We start from the raw sequence: 19,362 nt of genomic DNA, 5'->3' as shown, positions 1-19,362 counted from the left end.
CGGTATCGACTCAACATTGGAATGTCATATCCGAAACGCATACAGGGAGTTGATGAAGAAATGGCACTCTACTTCGACCCGTTCCGCGAACTGGATCGAATGGCAACCGAGCTGATGGACCCGCGTCAGGGCCCGCGGATGATGCCCATCGATCTGCACCGCGAGGGCGACCACTACATCCTCGCCGTCGACCTGCCGGGCGTGGACCCGGGCTCGATCGACATCGACGTCGATGGTCAGCTGCTGACCATCCGGGCGGAGAAGACCGGGCGCAGCGGTGACGTGAAGTGGATCGCCAAGGAGCGCGTTTCGGGCTCGTTCCTGCGCCAGCTCAACCTGGGTGATGGGATCGACACCGAGAGCATCAGCGCCAGCTACAACAATGGTGTGCTGAGTGTCGTCATCCCGATCCACGAGAAGGCCAAGCCTCGCAAGATCGAGGTCCAGCGCGGTGAGCGCGAGGGCACGCAGCAGCAGATCAGCCCGAACGTGTCGACATCCTGACGCTTAGCGGCAAAGCAGAGGACCGGCGCCTTTCGGCGCCGGTCCTCTTGCGTTCAAGACAGCAGGCTACGCAGCCATCCGCGCCTTCAGGTTCGCGTCCAGGGTCGCGAGGAACTCCTCGGTGGTCTGGTACTCCTGCTCCGGGCCGACCAGCATCGCGAGGTCCTTGGTCATCTTGCCCGACTCGACCGTCGTGATGACGACGTCCTCGAGTGTGCTGGCGAAGTCGATGAGCGCCTGGTTGTCGTCGAGCTTGCCGCGGTGCGCGAGTCCGCGCGTCCAGGCGAAGATCGAGGCGATCGGGTTGGTGGAGGTCGGCTTGCCGGCCTGGTGCTGGCGGTAGTGACGGGTGACGGTGCCGTGGGCGGCCTCCGCTTCGACGATCTTGCCATCCGGCGTGGTCAGCACCGAGGTCATCAGGCCGAGCGAGCCGAAGCCCTGAGCGACGGTGTCCGACTGCACGTCGCCGTCGTAGTTCTTGCACGCCCAGACGTAGCCGCCCTCCCACTTGAGCGAGGCTGCGACCATGTCGTCGATCAGGCGGTGCTCGTAGGTGAGGCCAGCGGCGTCGAACTGGTCCTTGAACTCGTTGTCGAAGATTTCCTGGAAGATGTCCTTGAACCGGCCGTCGTAGGCCTTCAGGATGGTGTTCTTCGTCGACAGGTATACCGGGTAGTTGCGGGCTAGACCGTAGTTCAGCGAAGCGCGCGCGAAGTCACGGATGCTGGCGTCGAGGTTGTACTGCACCTGCGCGATGCCGTCGCCGGGCGCCTGGAAGACCTCGAACTTCTGCGGCTCCGATCCGTCCTTCGGGGTGAACTCGACGGTGAGGGTGCCCTCGCCGGCGAACCGGAAGTCGGTGGCGCGGTACTGGTCGCCGAAGGCGTGACGGCCGATGATGATCGGCTTGTTCCATCCGGGGACGAGCCGCGGAATGTTGGAGATGATGATCGGCTCGCGGAAGATCACGCCGCCGAGGATGTTGCGGATGGTGCCGTTCGGGCTCTTCCACATCTGCTTCAGGCCGAACTCTTCGACGCGAGCCTCGTCGGGCGTGATGGTGGCGCACTTCACGCCGACGCCGTGCTTCTGGATGGCGTGGGCCGCATCGATGGTGATCTGGTCGTTGGTCTCGTCGCGCTTCTCGATGCCGAGGTCGTAGTACTCGATGTTCAAGTCGAGATAGGGGTGGATCAGGGTGTCCTTGATCTTCTGCCAGATGATGCGCGTCATCTCGTCGCCGTCGAGCTCGACGACCGTGCCAGTAACCGTGATCTTCACTTGAGTGTTGCCCTTCGTAAGACGTCCTGGGCGTGCGGCGTATTCGCTGCGCACACCGCCGACAAGTTTAGCCCCCCGGCCCATATATCTCGACATCGAGATATTCCTTTGGTCTGGTCAGTGCGAAACGCTAGCCTCTTGCCTATGGGCGAATTCCGACTGGAAGAACTGTCAGCGACGAACATTGTGGCCGCGAACAACCTGACTTTGCGACCGGGACAAGAGGCGTTTGTCGTCCCGCCCACCTACGCGATCGCCGACAACTACATCGATCCGACCACCACCTGGCCGCGCGTCGTGCTCGACGGGGACACCGTCGTCGGCTTCATCCGGGGCAATTTCGACCCGGATGCCGCGCAGGAGGAATTCCGTAGCGCCGTCTGGCGCGTGCACGTCGCGGCCGAGCAGCAGGGGCACGGCATCGGCACCTTCGCGGTGCTCGCACTGGCCGACGAGGCCCGCCAGCGCGGGTTCGACCGGCTCACCGCACTGTGGGAGCCCGGCGAGGAGGGCCCGGAGGCGTTCTTCACGAACATCGGCTTCGAGGTCATCGGCGAGACGCAGTACGGCGAGAAGTTCGGCGCCCTGAAGTTGTGACCGAGCAGCGCGACTCGGCAGCGGGCCCAGGTGCAGACTTCGTCTCCCGCGTGATCGGCGTCGTCGACTCCATCCCGGCCGGCATGGTGATGAGCTACGGCGATGTGGCCGCCGCAGTCGGGAGCCGCGCGGCGCGCGCCGTCGGCCAGGTGATGGCGCGCTATGGACACGACCTGCCGTGGTGGCGCGTCATCCGGTCAAGCGGCGAGCCACCGCTGTGCCATGAGCAGCGCGCGCTCGAGCACTACCGGGATGAGCACACTCCGCTGCTCTGGCGGGATGACGGCGACTACCGGATCAACCTCCGACAGGCGCGCTACCCGGGCTGAGCACGGTGCGAGTCAGCGTCGACGCTGCCCGGCCCGGTCGCTGCGATACAGTCGTGCAAGCGTTTTCTGGCCGGTCGGTCCGGCACAACACGAAGGGTGTCCGGATGCGACGAAGGAGCACCAGGCTGGTCGCCGCTGCACTGGCGGCGGTGGTGACACTGTCGCTTGTGGCCTGCACGCCGGGAGACCCGACGGTGCCAAGCCCCGCGGGCACGCGAGATGTCGGCATCCAGCTGTTCCAATGGAACTGGAACTCGATCGCCACCGAATGCACCGACGTGCTCGGCCCGGCCGGCATCTCCTGGGTGCTGACCAGTCCCCCACAAGAGCACATCACGGGCCCGGAATGGTGGACCAGCTACCAGCCGGTGAGCTACCAGGTCGAGTCGCGGCTCGGCACGCGCGAGGAGTTCGCGGCGATGACCGAGACGTGTGCGGATGCCGGCGTCGAGATCATCGCCGACGCGGTGATCAACCACATGACCGGGCAGGATGCGCCGGGCACCGGATGGGCGGGCAGCGCGTTCGAACACTACGACTACCCCGGCATCTACGGCGAAGCCGACTTCCACCACTGCACCAACACCGCATCCGGGGACATCCTGGACTACAACGACGCCGATCAGGTGCAGAACTGCGAACTGCTGAACCTCGCCGACCTCGCGACCGAGACCGACCACGTGCGCGAGACGCTGACGGCCTACCTGCTCGACCTGCTCGACCTCGGTGTCGCCGGCTTCCGCATCGACGCGGCCAAGCACATGCCCGCGGAAGACGTCAAGGCGGTCGTCGACGCGCTGCCTGACGGAACCCGGATCATGCAGGAGGTCATTCGGGCTTCTCTTGAGCCGATCACGCCAGAGCAGTATGTCGGGAACGGTCAGGTGTTCGAGTTCACGTTCGCCCGCGACCTGAAGTCGATGCTCGATTCGGCGTTCATCGAAACCGCGGACAGGGTCGGGCCGCAGTACGCACAGCTCGCGTCAGAGGACGCCATCGTCTTCGTCACCAACCACGACACCGAACGCAACGGCGAGACGCTCTCGTACCGCGACGGGGACGCCTACCTGCTGGCGAACATCGCGATGCTCGCCCAGCCGTATGGCACGCCCGTGCTGTACTCCGGGTATCCGTTCGAGGACCGCAATCAGGGTCCGCCGCAGGATGCCGACGGTCGCGTCCAGGATGTCGACTGCGACAGTGGACAGTGGGAGTGCCTGCAGCGTTGGGCGCCGATCGAGCGGATGCTGGCCTGGCGCAGCGCGGTGGGCGACGCCGCCGTGCAGGACGTCGTGAAGGAGGACGGCGTGTGGGCGTTCTACCGCGGCGAGCTCGGCTTCGTTGTGCTGAACTCGAACACCGAGCCGTACGAGGCGGAACTGCCCACCTCGCTCGTTCCCGGGCGCTACGTCGACGCGATCACCGGACTCGAGGCGATGGTGCACCCGGATGGCACCGTGAACGTCAGTGTCGCGCCGCTGTCGGCGCTGGCCATCGACGTCTCCACCTGGATGTCCACCGCGGGCCGCAACCCCTGACTTAACCCGTCTCGGTGGTCGAGCTACCGAGCCCCGCCTTGCGCGTGCACCGAGTTGCCCACTTCGGCCCCACTTTTCGGCCGAAATAGGGCCGAAGTGGGCAACTCGGCGAGAGGTCGGGCCAGGACAGCGACGGTCAGACGAGGGAGTCGCGCCAGGCCGCGTGCATCTTCGAGAACTTCCCGGTGCCGGCGATCAGCTCGGCCGGCGCCCCGTCCTCGACGATGCGGCCGTGCTCCATCACGAGCACCCGGTCGGCGATCGCGACGGTCGACAGCCGGTGCGCGATGATCACCGCGGTGCGGTCCGCGAGCAGGGTCTGCAGGCCCTCCTGCACGAGTCGCTCGCTCGGGATGTCGAGCGACGCGGTCGCCTCGTCCAGGATCAGCACCACCGGGTCGGCGATGAATGCCCGGGCGAACGAGATCAGCTGGCGCTGGCCGGCAGATACGCGCCCGCCGCGCTTGTTCACGTCGGTGTCGTAGCCATCCGGCAGTCCCGCGATGAACGTGTGCGCGCCCACCGCCTTGGCCGCCGCGACGATCTCCTCGCGCGTCGCCTCCGGCTTGCCGAGCGCGATGTTGTCCGCCACGGTGCCGGAGAACAGGTATGCCTCCTGCGTCACCATTACGATCGCGCGCCGCAGGTCCTTCGGATGCAGCTGGCGAAGGTCAACGCCGTCCAGCGACACTGCTCCCGCGGTCGGGTCGTAGAACCTCGAGATGAGCTTCGCGAGGGTCGACTTGCCCGCTCCGGTCGAGCCGACGAGGGCGATGGTCTGCCCCGCGGGGATCTCGAGGTCGAAGGTCGGCAGCACAACGCGGTCCGTCTTGTAGGCGAACTCCACGCCTTCGAAAGCCACCCGACCCTTCGCCTCCCAGAGGTCGATCGGGCCGGTGGGATCCGGAACGCTCGGCTTCTCCTCGAGCACGCCGGAGATCTTCTCCAGCGCCGCCGACGCCGACTGGTAGGAGTTGTAGAACATCGCGAGCTCTTCCGCCGGCGCGAAGAAGGAGCGCGTGAACAGGAGGGCCGTGAGCAGCCAGCCGATTGCCAGGTCGCCCTCCGCAACACGCAGGCCGCCGACCAGCAGCACCGCCGCGAGCGTAACGTTGCCGATCAGCACCAGTGCCGGGTCGTACGTGCCGAACAGGTTGATCGCGCGCACGTTCGCGTCCCGGTAGTCCTCGACGAGCCCGGCGAACTCCTTCTCGTTGCGCTTCTCCTTGCGGAACGCCTTCACAGCGCGGATGCCCGTCATCGACTCGACGAAGTGCACGATGACGCGCGCCGAGGTGGTGCGGGTCTCACGGAACACCTTCGAGGAGCGCACCTGGAACCAGCGCGACAGGATGCCGAGCGGCACCAGCGATGCGAGCAGGACGAGCCCCGAGACCGGGTCGGCCACGAACATCGCGATGACGATGAACAGCATGTACAGGCCGCCCTGAATGAGCTGGCCCACCCCAGAGTCGAGCAGTTCGCGCAGCGAGTCCAGGTCGCTTGTCTGGCGCGCGATGATGCGGCCGGACGTGTAGTTCTCGTGGAACTCGAGGCTCAGCCGCTGGGTGTGCAGGAACACGCGCTTGCGCAGCTCGAGCAGGATCTCCTGGCTGATGCGCGCGACCAACACGGTGTACCAGGCGATGAGCAGCGCGCCGGTGAGCCCGGAAAGCAGGTACACGATGATGATGCCGGCCAGCGGCAGCCAGTCCTGGTCGAGCAGCGCCGGCAGGCCCTCGTTGATGCCGAGACCGATGAGGATCGGACCGAGCACCTGAGCGCCCGTGCTGACGATGATGACGATCCCCGTGAGCGCGACCTTGCCCCACATCGGCTGCAGCAGCGACTTCAGCAGCGCGAAGGAACGCGCCCGGATCTGCCGGTGCTCTGCCTTCGTGTAGTCCTTGCGGTCTTCCCCCGCGACGCCGACGACACTCACGGTCCGACCTCCGATCCGGTCCGGCCTGCGCTGCCGGGGTTGATGATGGGCACCGACATCGTTTGCGGTGCCGGCTCCTGGCGGGCCGCCTCAGCGGCCTCCTCGACTTCGAGGCTGGAGATCACGAACCGGTAGTGCTCGCTGGTGGCGAGCAGGTGCCCGTGGGTGCCCACCGCCGTCACGCGGCCGTCCTCGAGCAGCGCGACACGATCGGCCAGCATGACCGTCGACGGGCGGTGCGCGACGATCAGCGCCGTTGTGGACGCCAACACCTGCCGCAGCGCAGCCTCGACGAGCGCCTCTGTGTCGACATCGAGCGCCGACAGCGGGTCGTCGAGCACGAGCACAGATGGCTTCGCGGCCACCGCGCGGGCAAGCGCGAGCCGCTGCCGCTGCCCGCCGGACAGGCTCATGCCCTCCTCGCCGACCTTGGTGTCCAGCCCATCCGGAAGCTCGTAGACGAAGTCGGCCTGCGCGATCTGGAGGGCCTCGGCGAGGTCGTCCTCGGTGGCCTCTGGCCGTCCGAGCAGCACGTTCTCGCGCACCGACGCGGAGAACAGCGTCGCGTCCTCGAATGCCATCGCGATGTGGCTGCGCAGTTCGGTGCGAGTGAGATCCCGGATGTCGACCCCGTCCAGCAGGATGCGGCCGCCGGTGACGTCGTAGAGCCGCGTGGTGAGTGCGGTGAGCGTGCTCTTGCCGCTGCCGGTCAGTCCGACGAGCGCCATGGTCTCGCCCGGCTCCAGCTCGAGGTCGATGCCGTCGAGCAGGTCGCCGGTGTGCTCCGGCGTGTCCTGATAGCGGAAGTGCACGTCCTCGAACACCAGCCGGCCCTCGGGGTTCTCGATCGTCTTCGGGTTCTCCGGGTCGGTGATGGTGTTCTGGGAGTACATGACCTCGAAGAACCGGTCGGATGCTGTGCGCGTGTCGAACGTCATCGACAGCAGGAAGCCGATCGACTCCACGGGCCAGCGCAGCACCGTCGCGGTGGCGAAGAACGCGACCAGCTCACCGACCGAGATCTCGCCATTCGCGGCGAACCAGACCCCCGCGAGCAGGCAGATGGCGAAGGTGACGTCCGGCACGAGCAGCAGCCACAGCCAGATGCCGGCGATCGCCTTGGCCTTCTTGAGCTCGGTCTCGCGCAGGTGTTCTGCCTGCTTGGCGAACTTCTGCAGCGCGTGCTTGCCGCGACCGAACGCCTTGAGCACCCGGATGCCGTGCACCGACTCCTCGACAGTGGTCGCCAGGTCGCCGCCTTGGTCCTGGCTCTGCCTGGCGATCGACGAGTACTTGTTCTCGAACACGAAGCCGTAGATCCAGAGCGGGATCGACAGGACGAAGAACAGGAGGCCGAGCATCCAGTTGATCGTGACGAGCACGACAATGCCGACGAGGATCGTCAGGATGTTGACCACCAGCAACACGAGCCCGAACGAGAACCAGCGGCGGATCAGGTTGAGGTCGCTCATGGCGCGCGACAGCAGCTGGCCGCTGGGCCAGCGGTCGTGGAAGGCGACAGGCAGGTCCTGGAGCTGCGTGTACAGCGAGTTGCGCATCCGCGCCTCGATACGCGTGCCGGGCTGCAGCACGAACCAGCGGCGGAACCAGATCATGACCGCCTCAATCACGCCGAGCGCGAGAACGATGATGACGGGGAGCCAGATCTCGTCGGATTCGCCGTCCTGCAGCGGCCCATCGACCAGGGCCTGCAGCACCTGCGGGATCGCGAGCGCGACCAAGGCAGCGATCATGGCCGCGACCATGCCGAGGTAGATGCGCGGCATCGCCGGCTTCGCGTACGGGTACACCCGCATGATCGAACGTACGGTTCCGAGCCTCTTCTTGCCCGATGCGTCTGTAGACACGAAAGTTTCCTTGCAGATTGATGGCGCGCCTCATGAGCGCTCACGACCGCCATGGTCGAACGACACGTGCCAGCGGAAGGAGCGCGCCGCTCGCTCCCTGTCCGCCGGCGGAGCCTTCCAGACTATTGCCTCGAAGGATGCTCGCGCAACGGTCTCGTGCGGGTCGAACTCCCACGCGCTGGTCGAATTCGACCCGCGCGTGGCTAATGCACCCGCGCAGCGGTCGAGCAATCGGGACAAAAACGGGACACTCGACCAAGCGGGAACCCAGTATTCTGACCGAATTGCCACCGCCGGCGGCTGGACCCGACGGCTAAGAGCTGAGAGAGGACGGCCGTGAGCCCAGCACGACTCGCTTTGCGCCGCTCCCTCGCGCAGTCGGGGCTGATCGCGAGCGCCCTCGCCGCCGTCGCCCTGGTCGTGGCGACGCTCACCGGCCTGAACGGCTGGCTCGACTCGGCGGCGGCCTTCAGCGTGCGGGACGGGGTGGCATCCGCTTCTCCTCTCGAGTCCGCCATCCGCTTCGAGACACGTGTCGACTCGGATGCCTCGGCTCAGGCCTCCGCGGCCGACCAGCTCATCGCCGACCAGTTCGGCGCGGGCGTCGACTCGTGGCGAACGCTGCGCACCGACCCGATTGAGGACTCCGAGGGGCGCTCCTTCATCTTCCTTGCGGACCCGGGCGCCGAGCCGCTCGCCGAGCTGGTCAGTGGCGAGTGGCCCTCGGATGCCGCTGGCGACGCGATCCCGGCCGCACTCCACGCCGATGCGGCGGATGCCGCTGGACTGGCGGTCGGCGACACCGTGCACTTCGCAACCAAGGACGAATCGGTAACGGTGAAATTTGTCGGCACCTGGCGTCCGATCGATCCGGGGGATGTCCACTGGTTCGGCGACCCGACCGCCGCGGGCGGCGAGATCAACGGCGCATTCGGCCCGCTTCTGCTGACCGCGGAGAGCCTCGCGGGTGTCCCGGCGCGTCCGCTCGCGCAGTGGACCATCACCCCGGATGCGTCGCAGCTGAACCCGGAGGACCTCGCCCGGCTGCAGTCAGCGATCGCGGGCCTCGACGCCGCGATCGACGACACCGACGGGATCGACACCGGCGGCGTTCTGTACTCGGGCGCGCTCGCCCCGACCCTCGCCGACCTCGACCAAGGTATCGCCGCGGTGAACGCCGTCGCACCGATCCCGGTCATCCTGGTGCTCACGCTGGGCTGGATCGCCCTCGTGCAGCTCGCCCGCCTGCTGACCATCGCCCGGTCGGTGGAAACCACCCTGCTCCGCGCCCGCGGAACTGCACTCTCCCAGTTCACGCTGCTGACCGCACTCGAGGCGGGTGCCATCGGGATCGTCGGAAGCGCGCTCGGTCTGGGGATCGCGCTCGCCATCACGGCGGCGGTGTCCGGGCCCGGGGCTGCCACTACCGTCCTCGGCAACTGGCCGACCGCGGTCGCCGTCGCCGCGGCATCCGTCGTCGTGTTCTGTGTCACCGCTTGGCGCGCCGCACGGGCGGGGCTGTCTGCTGCCGCAGCATCCGGACGCGCCACGAAAGCCGCGACGATCGGCGCCATCATCATCGTCATGGTCACCGCCGCCCTCAGCGTCTGGCAACTGCGGCTGTACGGGTCTCCGCTGATCACCGCCGCTGACGGCACCACGCGCGTCGACCCGATCGCCATGCTGGCGCCTGCACTCGCGCTGGCCGCGGGCGCGGTCGTGGGCCTCGCGGTGTTCGCGCCGACTGTCGCGCTCGGCGAGCGCCTGGCCGCGGTGGGTCGAGCGCTGACGCCGGTGTTGCCCGCTCGGCAGGTGGCGCGGCGGCTGTCGGTGTACTCGGTCGCGGTGCTGCTGGTCACGCTCGCAGTCGGCACGACGACTCTCGCCGCGTTCTACTCCGCCAGCTGGCGCGCACTCACCGTGTCATCGGCCGAGCTGGAGGCCGGCGCCGCCATGCGGGTCGCGGCGGGCAAGGTCACTCCGTCGGATGCCGCCGAACTCCGCGCTGTCGACGGTGTCGCGTCTGTCGCGCCGGCCGTCAACACTGGCATCCAGCTCGGCAAGGACTCGGCGACTCTCCTCGCTCTGGCGCCCGCTGACCTGCCGTCGGTGATGCTGACGGTGCGGGGCGCGGTTGATCCGGATGCGATCGGCCGGGCACTCGATTCGGCGATGCCGGGCGTCGAGCTCACCAATGCAACCGGCCTCGAGGTGACGGTCGATGCCACCGGCGCCGCGGAGCAGGTGCTGTCAAGCGTCAGCCTCGCCGTCTGGCTGATGGACGACTCCGGAGCGACGACTCGTGTGCGGCTGACTCCGGTCGCGTCCGTCGAGCCGGGCCAGCTGGTCGCGGAGGGCACGCTGCCGGATGGCCTCGCCCGTGCGCACGTGCTCGCGGTCGACGCGGGGCTCGGCATCACTCAGCGCGTGGCGGTCGAGCTTGAGCTCGTCGGCGTACGGGCCACGACGCCAGGCGGAGCAGTCGATGTCGCGTTCGACGGCGAGAAGGATCTCAGCGTCTCATCCGACGATCGCCTCGCGCGTGTGCACTCCAGCGAGGGCACCGAGATCGTCCCGGCCGTGGTCTCTCAGGCGCTGGCTGACCGTCTCGGCCTCGAAGTGGGCGACACGGTGGACTTCCGCTTCACCGGCACCGGGCGCACCGGCACCGCAGAGATCGCCGGAACGGCTCCGCTGCTGCCTGGCGCATCCGGCGCTCTCGCGCTGCTCGTGCCGCTGCCTGCGCTCGGCGACAGCCAGCTGCGAACCAGCGAGACCGCGCTGGCCCCGAACGAGCTGTGGGTGACCCCGGATGCCGGCACCGACCTGGCGGCGCTCGAGCGTTCGATCACCGGCGACGTGACGACCGCGACACCAGGCGGGGGCGCCACCGTGGCAGCCTCATCTGTGACAGCGTGGTGGATCGGCGTGGCCGGCGTGCTCGCGCTGACCGTGCTCGCAGTGTCGGCGATCGCGCTTGCCCTCCGGCGAGCGCGGTCAGGCGAAGTCATCGTGCTGCGCGCGCTCGGGCTCTCGTCTCGCGAGCAGGCCAGAACGCGCTCGCTGGAACTTGTCGGAGCGCTTCTCCTCTCGGTCTTGATCGGCACCGTGGTCGGCGTGGGCGTCTCGGCGCTGCTGGCCGGTGAACTGTCGCGAGCCGCCGTTCCGGGCGTGTCCAGCGTTCTCGGCACGGTGAGCGCATTCGATGCCGTTCCGTGGCTGGCAGCGGTCGGACTGCTGCTCGTCGCGTTCGCCGCGGTCGTCGCTGTCTACGCGCGTGGCGTCCGGCGCCAGGCGGAGGACACCGAGAGTCGCGAGGAGGTTCGATGAGCGGTTCGCGAACCGGAACCGGGTCTCTCCTGTGGCGGCACCTGAGCGCACGCCCGGCCGCCGGCATCACCGTCGCGGTGCTCGTGCTGCTGCTCGCCGCGCTCGCGACGGCAGGGCCGCGTGCGGTCGCCGTGCTCAACGATGCGGCGCTCGGCTACGAACTCGGGCGCCTGAGCGCCCCAGAGCGCGATCTGGTGGACGAAGATCCCCAGTGGCCTGCCAACGGTCCATCGGAAAGCGGCGAGACGGGGTATGCACCGGATGTCGAGGCCGCCTTGGGTGGGTTCGCCGAAGCGCTCGAGCGGGTGCGGCACGAGGCCGGCGACTCGTTGCGATCGGCGCTCGGAACCGGCAAGTACATCTTGCGATCGGGTGCCGTTCCGCTCGTTGAAGCTCCCCGTGAGCTTGAGATCGGGTTCGCTGCCGACCCGCTCTACGAGTCGCGTGTGCAGTTCATCGAAGGCACGACCCCGCGGCCGATTCCGCCGTTGCCGATGCCATTGACCGGCGATGACTGGGCCAACTTCGATCCTGCACAATTCGAGATCCCTCCAATGGAGGTCGCGCTGTCGGCGGAAGCCGCCGCGCGCATGGGGTGGGCCGTCGGCGAGGCGCGCACGATCATGTACATGTCAAATGTGCCCGTGCCGGCGGAGCGGCACGTCGTGCTCAGCGGGACCTTCACCGCGATCGACCCCGATGACGAGTTCTGGGATCACGCGACCTCGATCCTCGATCCATTCGTCTTCGACGATGGCAACCTGCCCCCCACCGTGACCGGAACCGGCTTCGTGCACCCAGGCACGATCTATGGTCTCGGGGTGCACGGGCAGGGCGCCGGCACCAAGGTGTGGTTCCCGCTGGCTACTGACGCCATCACAGTCGACAACGCGAACGCCATCCTCGCGGAGGTCCGCAAGTACACGAGTGTCGGGCACACCATCTCGACCGGCCGACTCGATTACGGCATCCGATCCGTGTTTTTCACCGCCGACGTGATCCCACCACTCGAACTCGCATTGGAGCGCAACGCCGCGACCAACGCGGTGCTCGCCATGACCGCGGCGGGTCCGCTCGGCGTCGGAGCCGCTGTGCTGTTCCTCGGATGCCGGATGATCGCCACCGGTCGCGGGTCGGCGTTGCGGCTGCTGTCGGCGCGCGGCGCATCCGGGAGGCAGCTGCGCAGGCTCAGCGCAATCGAGGGCCTGGTCGTCGGCGTGCCCGCCGGCATCATCGGAGTCGCACTCGGGGTGTTGCTCGTCGGCGGTGCGTTCAGCCCGTTGCAACTCGTGCTGCCTCTCATCGTCGCCATCGCGCCCGCTGTAGTGCTGGTCGCCCTGAGCGGAAGCGTCATCGAATCCATCCATCGAACGGACGTCGATACCGCCGGCAGCGGACGCTTCCGGAAGATCGCCGAACTGGTCCTCGCGCTGCTCGCCGTAGCCGCAGTGATCGTGCTGCTGCAGCGCGGCCTGACCACCTCGGCGTCGACGGTGGGGATCGACCCGCTACTGGCCGCGACTCCCCTGCTGTTGTCGCTGCTCGGCTGTGTGCTGGCGCTGCGTCTCTACCCGCTGCCGCTTACCGCCCTGCACGAACGGGCAAGACGCGGCAACCCTCTGGGGAGCTTCCTCGGCACCGCTCGCGCGCTGCGTGACCCGTCGGCCGGTCTGGTTCCGGTGCTCGCCCTCGTCGTCGGCGTGTCAGTCGCGATCTCCTCGGTGATCTTGCTCTCCACCCTGCGCACGGGTGTCGACACCGCCGCACGCATGCAGGTCGGTGGAGACCTGCAGGTCAGCGGGTCGAGCTTCACGATCGACCAGCACGAGCAGCTCACACAGGTCGACGGTGTCGACGTCGTCGCGGGTATCTCCGGCGCTGAACCCGCAACGCTCGACGTCGCCGGCGAGCGCGGAAACGCGACGGTGTTCGTCATCGACGGTGGAGCCGTCAGGCAGGCACAGGGCGACCAACCGGGGCTGCTGCCGCCTGGTGTCGACCTTGCCGTTCAGGAGGGGCAGCCTGTGCCGATCCTGGTGTCGTCTTCGGTGGCAGATGACATCGACGGCAGAACGGAATTGAGGCTGAACAGTGTCCCGGTCGAGGTTGCGGACTCCGTCGGCGGAATAACACCGATCGGCGCCCGGGCGAATTGGATTGTCATTGATCGCGCCGCGTTCGACCTCATGTTCGACGGGACCTCCAGCAACCAGACTTTCCTGATCGGCCTCAGCGATTCGGCGAGCACTGAGCAGGTCGTTTCGAGCATCCGGGCGCTGCTTGGTGACGCAGTTCGCATCGACTCGCCCGCATCCGTCAGCGCGGCGTTCGACCGCTCGCCCGCGGTATCCGGGCTGCAAGCGGCGCTGCTGCTCGCCATCGCCATCACCGCGCTGCTCAGCACCATCGCGGTTGTGATGACACTCGTGCTCGGCACGGCGTCGCGGGAGCGGCTGCTCGCGCTGCTGTCGACACTCGGCGCCAGCAGAAGGGTGGGCCGCGGGCTCATCGGCTGGGAACTCGGACCGATCGCGGTGACCGCGCTCGTCGTCGGGTCGCTGCTCGGTGTCGGTCTGCCGTTCGTTGTCCTCGCCGGTGTCGACCTGCGCGGCTTCACCGGAGGAACGCTGCAGCCCGCTTACGCGGTCGACCCCCTCGTGCTCGTGGGCGCCCTCCTGGGCTTCCTGTTGGCGACCGCCGCCCTGACCGCTGTGTCGCTCATGGTCACCCGGCGTGCCCGCGCCGCCACCGTTCTGCGTACTGTCGAGGAAGGATGAACCCATGACAGTGACCGCCCCGAACCGCCAAAGCACGCGACCGCGCGTCGCAGGCGAACCGGACATCCTCTGCTCCGACCTCGTGCGAATCTTCACCGCGAAAGGCATCGAGGTGCAGGCCCTGCAGGGACTCAACCTGCGGATCGAGCCGGGCGAACTGGTTGCCGTGATCGGCGCATCCGGGTCCGGCAAGTCGACGCTGCTGTCGATCCTGTCCGGGCTGGACCTGCCGACGGCCGGCGTAGCGCGGGTCGCCGGCCACGACCTGCTCGCGATGGGCAGAGCCGAGCGGGTCGCCTTCCGCCGCTCGAGCGTCGGATTCGTCTGGCAGCAGACCTCGCGGAACCTGCTCCCGTACCTGACGGCCGCCGAGAACGTCGCCGCGACACTGGCCATCTCCGGCAAGCTCCGCGGCGACGAGCGCGCGCGCCGCATCGCGGAGGTGCTCGACCTGCTCGAGGTCTCGCACGTCGCCGACCGCAAGCCGAGCGAGATGTCGGGCGGCGAGCAGCAGCGGGTGGCGATCGCGGTGGCGATAGTCGCAGAGCCGCGCGTGCTGCTAGCCGACGAGCCCACCGGCGAGCTCGACGACGCCACGTCGGCCGCCGTGCTCGAGGCGATGCGCGGTGTGAACCGTGAGCTCGGGGTGACGACGCTCATCGTGACGCATGACCCCACCGTCTCCGAGCACGTCGCCCGAACCGTGCAGATCCGCGACGGGCGCACCTCGACCGAGGTGCTGCGCAGCACGCGGCTCGATGAAGAGGGCCGCGAGCACGCGGTCGCGGAGGAGTTCGCCGTGCTCGACAGGGTCGGGCGGCTTCAGCTTCCGGACGAGTTCATGGCCGCACTCGACCTGCGGGACCGCGTGCGACTCGCGCTCGAGCCGGACCACGTCGGTGTCTGGCCGGGGCAGACCAAGCCGGACGAGGCATCCGAAGTCGACGAGGAGGAGCAGTCATGACCGTGCAGATCGCGCTGCGCGCGGAGCGTCTGACCCGCACCTTCTCGACCGAGGCGGGCGACGTGCATGCGTGCGCCGACATCGACCTGAGACTGCACGGGGGTGAACTGTTGGTCGTGCGCGGGCCATCCGGAGCGGGCAAGACGACCCTGCTGAACCTGCTCGGTGGCCTCGACGCGCCGACCGCCGGGAGCGTGTGGGTCGGCGACGACGAGCTGACCGCGATGCCAGAGGATGCCCGCATCGCGGTGCGGCGGGAGAAGCTCGGGTACGTGTTCCAGTCGTTCGGGCTGATTCCGGTGCTGTCGGCGGCCGAGAACGTCGAGGTGCCGCTACGGATCGCCCGGGTGGATGCGAGTGAGCGCGACGAGCGGGTGGCGGAAGCGCTGGAGCTGGTCGGCTTAAGCGGGCAGGCGGCGCAACGGCCGTACGAGCTCTCCGGGGGGCAGCAGCAGCGGGTCGGTATCGCGCGCGCGATCGTGTCGCGGCCGCGCATCCTGCTGGCGGATGAGCCGACCGGGCAGCTCGACAGCCGCACCGCCGCAACGATCATGGACCTGATCAGCGAGCTCGTGCACAAGCAGGGGCTCGCCGCGATCGTGTCGACGCACGACCCGCTGCTCGTGCAGCGCGCGGATACCGTGGTCGAGCTGCACGACGGTCGACTGACGGATGCCGGCCGCCGGCGCGGTCGTCACGCGGCCGAGGTGCCGGCGGGCTGACCTGCCCCAAACAAGCGTGCGCGGGTCCACTTTCCACGCGCGGGTCCAATTCGACCCGCGCGTGGAAGGACGACCCGCTGGTCTCGACAAGCTCGACCACCGAACCGGTCAGCGCACCCGCACGCTCAGGCAGGTGACGCAGCCCTCGAGCTTCTCGAACTCGGAGATGTCGACCGCCACGACGTTGTACCCCAGGTCGCGGATCAGCGCAGCACTATGGGGCGCCGACGCCGCCATGAGCACGGTGCTCTCATTCAGCACGATCACGGCCGATCCCGTCTCCTCCGGCACCGCGAGGAACCGTCCGAACGCGTTCGGGTCATCCACGTTCGGCGCGTAGCCGATGACTGTCCCATCCGGCAGGGCGGTGACCGCGGTCTTCAGGTGCAGCACCTTCGACACCGGCACGGCGACCACCGTGTAGCCGAGGCGGCTCACCAGGGCGCGCAGCTGCCGGATGCCTTCGGCGTTGGTTCGCCCGCTTCGCCCGACGTACACGGTCTTGCCGACCTTGAGGACATCGCCGCCCTCGAGGGTGCCGGGCAGCTCGATCCGTTCGACGCGCAACCCCAGCTCGCGCACGGTCTCCTCGACCGCCGCGGTCTCGCCCCGCCGCGACTCCGCGCCCGGGCTGGTGACGACCGCGAGGTCGCCGAACATGACAACGGTGTCCTCAATGAACACCGAGTCGGCGGCATCCGGCGCCACCGGCACCTCGACGGTGTCCCAGCCGTTCTCGTCGAGCGCACTGACGTACTCGTCCCACTGCCGGTCGGCGAGGTCGGTGTCGATACCGACCCGCGCCTGGTGCGTCACGATGCCGTCGGCCAGGTTGCCCGCGGGCAGCCTGACAAGGGCGACGCGGCGGTCCCGGATGCGCGGCGAATCCAGCTTGCCGCCCGCGATCAGCGACCACACGCGGCGACCCAGCGTCGCGGTCACCAGAGTCGCGAAGATGATGAACGCCAGGTTGGGGCCGGCGAGGGACCGCGCCACGAACTCGAGGGCGACCGCGTCAAGCACCACACCGGTCGCGCCGAGTGCGATGGTTGTGCCGGCGAACGCCGCGAGCACGGCAGCGACGAGCGCCGCCGGAATCGCGATGTACCAGCGCCGCAATCCGTCGAACACGGCGATCAGCGACAGTAACACGAAGAGCAGCAGGCTGGAAGGCAGGAAGTAGTCGTTCAGCTGCCGGAACGCCTCCGGGTTCGCGGCGGACGCCAGGAAGAACACGAACAAGCAGATGAAATGGGTGACCGCGGCCGAGGTGAATCCAGCGGCGACTCCCGCGGCGATTCGACGCACGAGTGCGGGCGTTGCAGGTGAATCCATGGTGCTCCTTGTCTGGCGCATCTAGTGCGCGAAGTGGCGTTCGCCGGTGAAGTACATGGTCACGCCCGCGGCTCGCGCCGCCTCGATGACCTCCTCGTCGCGGATCGAGCCGCCCGGCTGGACGACCGCTGTCACGCCCGCGTCCAGCAGGATCTGCAACCCGTCCGCGAAGGGGAAGAACGCATCCGACGCGGCAACGCTGCCTGATGCCCGGTCCCCCGCCCGGTCGACGGCGAGCCGGCACGAGTCCACCCGGTTGACCTGGCCCATGCCGACGCCGACGGATGCGCCGCCGCGAGCCAGCAGGATCGCGTTCGACTTCACCGCGCGCACCGCCCGCCAGGCGAACTCCAGATCGGCCGCGGTGGCGTCGTCGACCGCGTCGCCGGAGACCAGGGTCCACTCCGAGATGGGCGCGAACCGGGTGTCAGGGGTCTGGGTGAGCAGTCCGCCGGAGAGCTGGCGGAGCTCGAGCTCGTCGCGACGGTAGCCGACCGGGAGCTTGAGCAGGCGCAGGTTCTTCTTCGCGGTCAGCAGCTCGATGGCTTCTGGGGTGAAGTCAGGCGCGACGATCACCTCGGTGAAGATGTCGCGGATCGACTCCGCGGCCGCGGCGTCCACGGCACCGTTGGCGGCGATCACACCGCCGAACGCGGAGACCGGGTCGCACGCGTGCGCCCGCTCGTGCGCCGCCGCAATCGTGTCGGCGATCGCGATCCCGCACGGGTTGGCGTGCTTGATGATGGCCACGGCCGGCTCGTCGAAGTCGAACGCGGCACGCAGCGCGGCGTCGGCGTCGACGTAGTTGTTGTACGACATCTCTTTGCCGTGCAGCTGCTGAGCCTGCGCGATGCCGCGGCCATCCGGTGACACGTAGAGCGTCGCTGGCTGGTGCGCGTTCTCCCCATACCGCAGCGCGCGCGGCTGCACGTAGTGCAGCTCGAGATCGTCCTGGTGAGGGTTCGTCGCCCGCACCCCGAGGGTGTCGGCGAACCAGCGCGCAACTGCGGTGTCGTAGGCGGCGGTGTGCGCGAACGCCTCACCGGCGAGACGCTGGCGCTGCGCGAGCGTTGTGCCGCCCACCATCACCGATTTGATGATCGACGGGTAGTTCGCCGGCGAGACGACGACCGCGACGTTGGCGTGGTTCTTCGCCGCTGACCGCACCATCGCCGGACCGCCGATGTCGATCTGCTCGATCACCGCATCCGGAGCGGCACCGCTGGCGACCGTCTCGACGAACGGGTACAGGTTGACGACGACGAGCTCGAACGGGGCGATGTCGAGGCCGTCGAGCTCCTGCTGGTGGGCGTCCAGGCGCAGGTCGGCGAGGATGCCGGCGTGGATCGACGGATGCAGGGTCTTCACGCGACCGTCGAGGGACTCGGGGAAGCCGGTGACCTGGCTGACCTCGATGACCGCATGCCCGGCATCCGCGATCATCTTCGCGGTCGACCCGGTGGACACGAGCTCGACCCCGGCCGCGGCGAGCGCTGAAGCGAGCTCGAGCAGGCCCGACTTGTCGCTCACCGAAATGAGCGCGCGCTTGATCGGGACGACGTCCCGGTCGTGCTCGGTGGTGTTCATGCGTACTCCTCGAGGGTGATGGTGCCGGTTGCGATGTCGCGGACGGTGCTCACGAGGAGCTCCCGTTCGACGATCTTGATGCGTTCGTGGAGGGTGTCCTCGCTGTCGTCGGCGAGCACCGGGATGCGCCGCCGGGCGAGGATGGGCCCGCTGTCGACGCCGCTGTCGACGACGATGATGGATGCCCCGGTCTCGCGCACGCCGGCCGCGATCGCATCCCGAACCGCGTGCGCGCCCGGAAACTCGGGCAGGAAAGCCGGATGCGTGTTCAGGATGCGCGGGCTGAACTCGTCGACCACGGTCGCGGGCAGAAGGCGCATGAGCCCGCTGAGCACGATTAGGTCGGCGTCAATCGTGCGGAGTTGGGCGGCCAGCGCCTGGCCCCAGGACTCGCGGTCCGGGTGCTCTGACCAAGGCACCTGGAACGTGGCGATGCCGGCCTCAGCTGCGTGCGTCAGGCCGCTCGCCGGCCGGTCGGCGCCCACCGCGACGATGCGCGCCGGAAATCCGGGTGTTGTTGTCGCGTCGATCAGCGCGCGCAGGTTGGATCCCGCGCCGGAGATCAGCACGACCACTTTCAGCACTCAT

The 19,362-nt window shown here is 68.3% G+C and carries 14 protein-coding genes; 8 read left to right on the top strand and 6 right to left on the bottom strand.

The annotated features are described in order from the left end of the window. The first annotated feature begins 60 nt into the window (after positions 1-60). Positions 61-504: an Hsp20/alpha crystallin family protein gene (locus IRG63_RS05990; protein ID WP_168626276.1), complete on the top strand. Its 444-nt coding sequence runs from the start codon at positions 61-63 to the stop codon at positions 502-504. A gap of 66 nt (positions 505-570) precedes the next feature. Here IRG63_RS05990 and IRG63_RS05985 read toward each other — a convergent pair whose 3' ends face one another. Then, a complete protein-coding gene (locus IRG63_RS05985; protein WP_370566184.1) occupies positions 571-1,785 on the bottom strand; it encodes an NADP-dependent isocitrate dehydrogenase in 1,215 nt (404 codons plus the stop codon). 144 nt (positions 1,786-1,929) lie between these two features. On the opposite strand from IRG63_RS05985, the gene IRG63_RS05980 reads away from it, so the two are divergent. The 3 genes from IRG63_RS05980 (at position 1,930) to IRG63_RS05970 (ending at position 4,249) form a co-directional block, all read left to right on the top strand. Next, complete coding sequence (locus tag IRG63_RS05980) at positions 1,930-2,382, top strand: GNAT family N-acetyltransferase (RefSeq protein ID WP_168626275.1); 453 nt, start codon at positions 1,930-1,932, stop codon at positions 2,380-2,382. Then, positions 2,379-2,711 (top strand): MGMT family protein, encoded by a 333-nt coding sequence (locus IRG63_RS05975; protein WP_370566183.1) that lies wholly within the window; start codon positions 2,379-2,381, stop codon positions 2,709-2,711. The genes IRG63_RS05980 and IRG63_RS05975 overlap by 4 nt, the downstream gene beginning before the upstream one ends. A 104-nt stretch (positions 2,712-2,815) precedes the next feature. Next, the gene (locus IRG63_RS05970; RefSeq protein ID WP_193509486.1) at positions 2,816-4,249 is read left to right on the top strand and encodes an alpha-amylase family protein; all 1,434 of its coding nucleotides are present in this window, start codon (positions 2,816-2,818) and stop codon (positions 4,247-4,249) included. Positions 4,250-4,385: 136 nt separating this feature from the next. On the opposite strand, the gene IRG63_RS05965 is transcribed toward IRG63_RS05970, so the two are convergent. Beyond that, positions 4,386-6,191 (bottom strand): ABC transporter ATP-binding protein, encoded by a 1,806-nt coding sequence (locus tag IRG63_RS05965; RefSeq protein WP_193509485.1) that lies wholly within the window; start codon positions 6,189-6,191, stop codon positions 4,386-4,388. Continuing rightward, on the bottom strand, positions 6,188-8,008 hold the full coding sequence (locus IRG63_RS05960; RefSeq protein WP_168626880.1) for an ABC transporter ATP-binding protein: 1,821 nt from the start codon (positions 8,006-8,008) through the stop codon (positions 6,188-6,190). Before IRG63_RS05960 ends, IRG63_RS05965 begins: the two co-directional genes overlap by 4 nt. Before the next feature lie 387 nt (positions 8,009-8,395). On the opposite strand from IRG63_RS05960, the gene IRG63_RS05955 reads away from it, so the two are divergent. Genes IRG63_RS05955 through IRG63_RS05940 form a run of 4 tightly spaced genes read left to right on the top strand, consistent with a single transcriptional unit; the run spans position 8,396 to position 15,852 of the window. After that, entirely contained in the window at positions 8,396-11,389 is a 2,994-nt protein-coding gene (locus IRG63_RS05955) for a hypothetical protein (protein WP_193509484.1), read from the top strand. Then, positions 11,386-14,166, top strand: a complete 2,781-nt coding sequence (locus tag IRG63_RS05950) for an FtsX-like permease family protein (RefSeq protein ID WP_193509483.1) — start codon at positions 11,386-11,388, stop codon at positions 14,164-14,166. Before IRG63_RS05955 ends, IRG63_RS05950 begins: the two co-directional genes overlap by 4 nt. A gap of 4 nt (positions 14,167-14,170) precedes the next feature. After that, positions 14,171-15,130 carry an ABC transporter ATP-binding protein gene (locus IRG63_RS05945; protein WP_193509482.1) on the top strand — a complete coding sequence of 320 codons (960 nt, stop codon included), beginning with the start codon at positions 14,171-14,173 and terminating at the stop codon, positions 15,128-15,130. Continuing rightward, positions 15,127-15,852 (top strand): ABC transporter ATP-binding protein, encoded by a 726-nt coding sequence (locus tag IRG63_RS05940; protein ID WP_193509481.1) that lies wholly within the window; start codon positions 15,127-15,129, stop codon positions 15,850-15,852. Before IRG63_RS05945 ends, IRG63_RS05940 begins: the two co-directional genes overlap by 4 nt. Positions 15,853-15,960: 108 nt before the next feature. Here IRG63_RS05940 and ddaH read toward each other — a convergent pair whose 3' ends face one another. From ddaH to purN, 3 genes are read right to left on the bottom strand one after another with little or no spacing between them, the layout of a single operon-like run. After that, on the bottom strand, positions 15,961-17,187 hold the full coding sequence (gene ddaH / locus IRG63_RS14050; protein ID WP_193509480.1) for a dimethylargininase: 1,227 nt from the start codon (positions 17,185-17,187) through the stop codon (positions 15,961-15,963). A 21-nt stretch (positions 17,188-17,208) separates the two neighbouring features. Then, a complete protein-coding gene (gene purH, locus IRG63_RS05930; protein WP_193509479.1) occupies positions 17,209-18,774 on the bottom strand; it encodes a bifunctional phosphoribosylaminoimidazolecarboxamide formyltransferase/IMP cyclohydrolase in 1,566 nt (521 codons plus the stop codon). After that, entirely contained in the window at positions 18,771-19,358 is a 588-nt protein-coding gene (gene purN, locus IRG63_RS05925; RefSeq protein WP_193509477.1) for a phosphoribosylglycinamide formyltransferase, read from the bottom strand. The genes purH and purN overlap by 4 nt, the downstream gene beginning before the upstream one ends. Positions 19,359-19,362: the final 4 nt, after the last annotated feature.

Origin of the sequence: Cryobacterium sp. BB736, from assembly GCF_014980265.1 — a bacterium.
Taxonomy (GTDB): domain Bacteria; phylum Actinomycetota; class Actinomycetes; order Actinomycetales; family Microbacteriaceae; genus Terrimesophilobacter.
Note: the sequence above shows the minus strand (reverse complement) of the source record. Positions and strands in the feature narration are given on the sequence as shown.

Bases quoted from the DNA above. Each gene is read 5' to 3' on its own strand.
- IRG63_RS05980 (WP_168626275.1), top strand. From the start codon at position 1,930: ATGGGCGAATTCCGACTGGAAGAACTGTCAGCGACGAACATTGTGGCC.
- IRG63_RS05960 (WP_168626880.1), bottom strand. From the start codon at position 8,008: ATGCGGGTGTACCCGTACGCGAAGCCGGCGATGCCGCGCATCTACCTC.
- IRG63_RS05950 (WP_193509483.1), top strand. From the start codon at position 11,386: ATGAGCGGTTCGCGAACCGGAACCGGGTCTCTCCTGTGGCGGCACCTG.
- IRG63_RS05970 (WP_193509486.1), top strand. From the start codon at position 2,816: ATGCGACGAAGGAGCACCAGGCTGGTCGCCGCTGCACTGGCGGCGGTG.
- ddaH (WP_193509480.1), bottom strand. From the start codon at position 17,187: ATGGATTCACCTGCAACGCCCGCACTCGTGCGTCGAATCGCCGCGGGA.
- purH (WP_193509479.1), bottom strand. From the start codon at position 18,774: ATGAACACCACCGAGCACGACCGGGACGTCGTCCCGATCAAGCGCGCG.
- IRG63_RS05940 (WP_193509481.1), top strand. From the start codon at position 15,127: ATGACCGTGCAGATCGCGCTGCGCGCGGAGCGTCTGACCCGCACCTTC.
- IRG63_RS05990 (WP_168626276.1), top strand. From the start codon at position 61: ATGGCACTCTACTTCGACCCGTTCCGCGAACTGGATCGAATGGCAACC.
- IRG63_RS05945 (WP_193509482.1), top strand. From the start codon at position 14,171: ATGACAGTGACCGCCCCGAACCGCCAAAGCACGCGACCGCGCGTCGCA.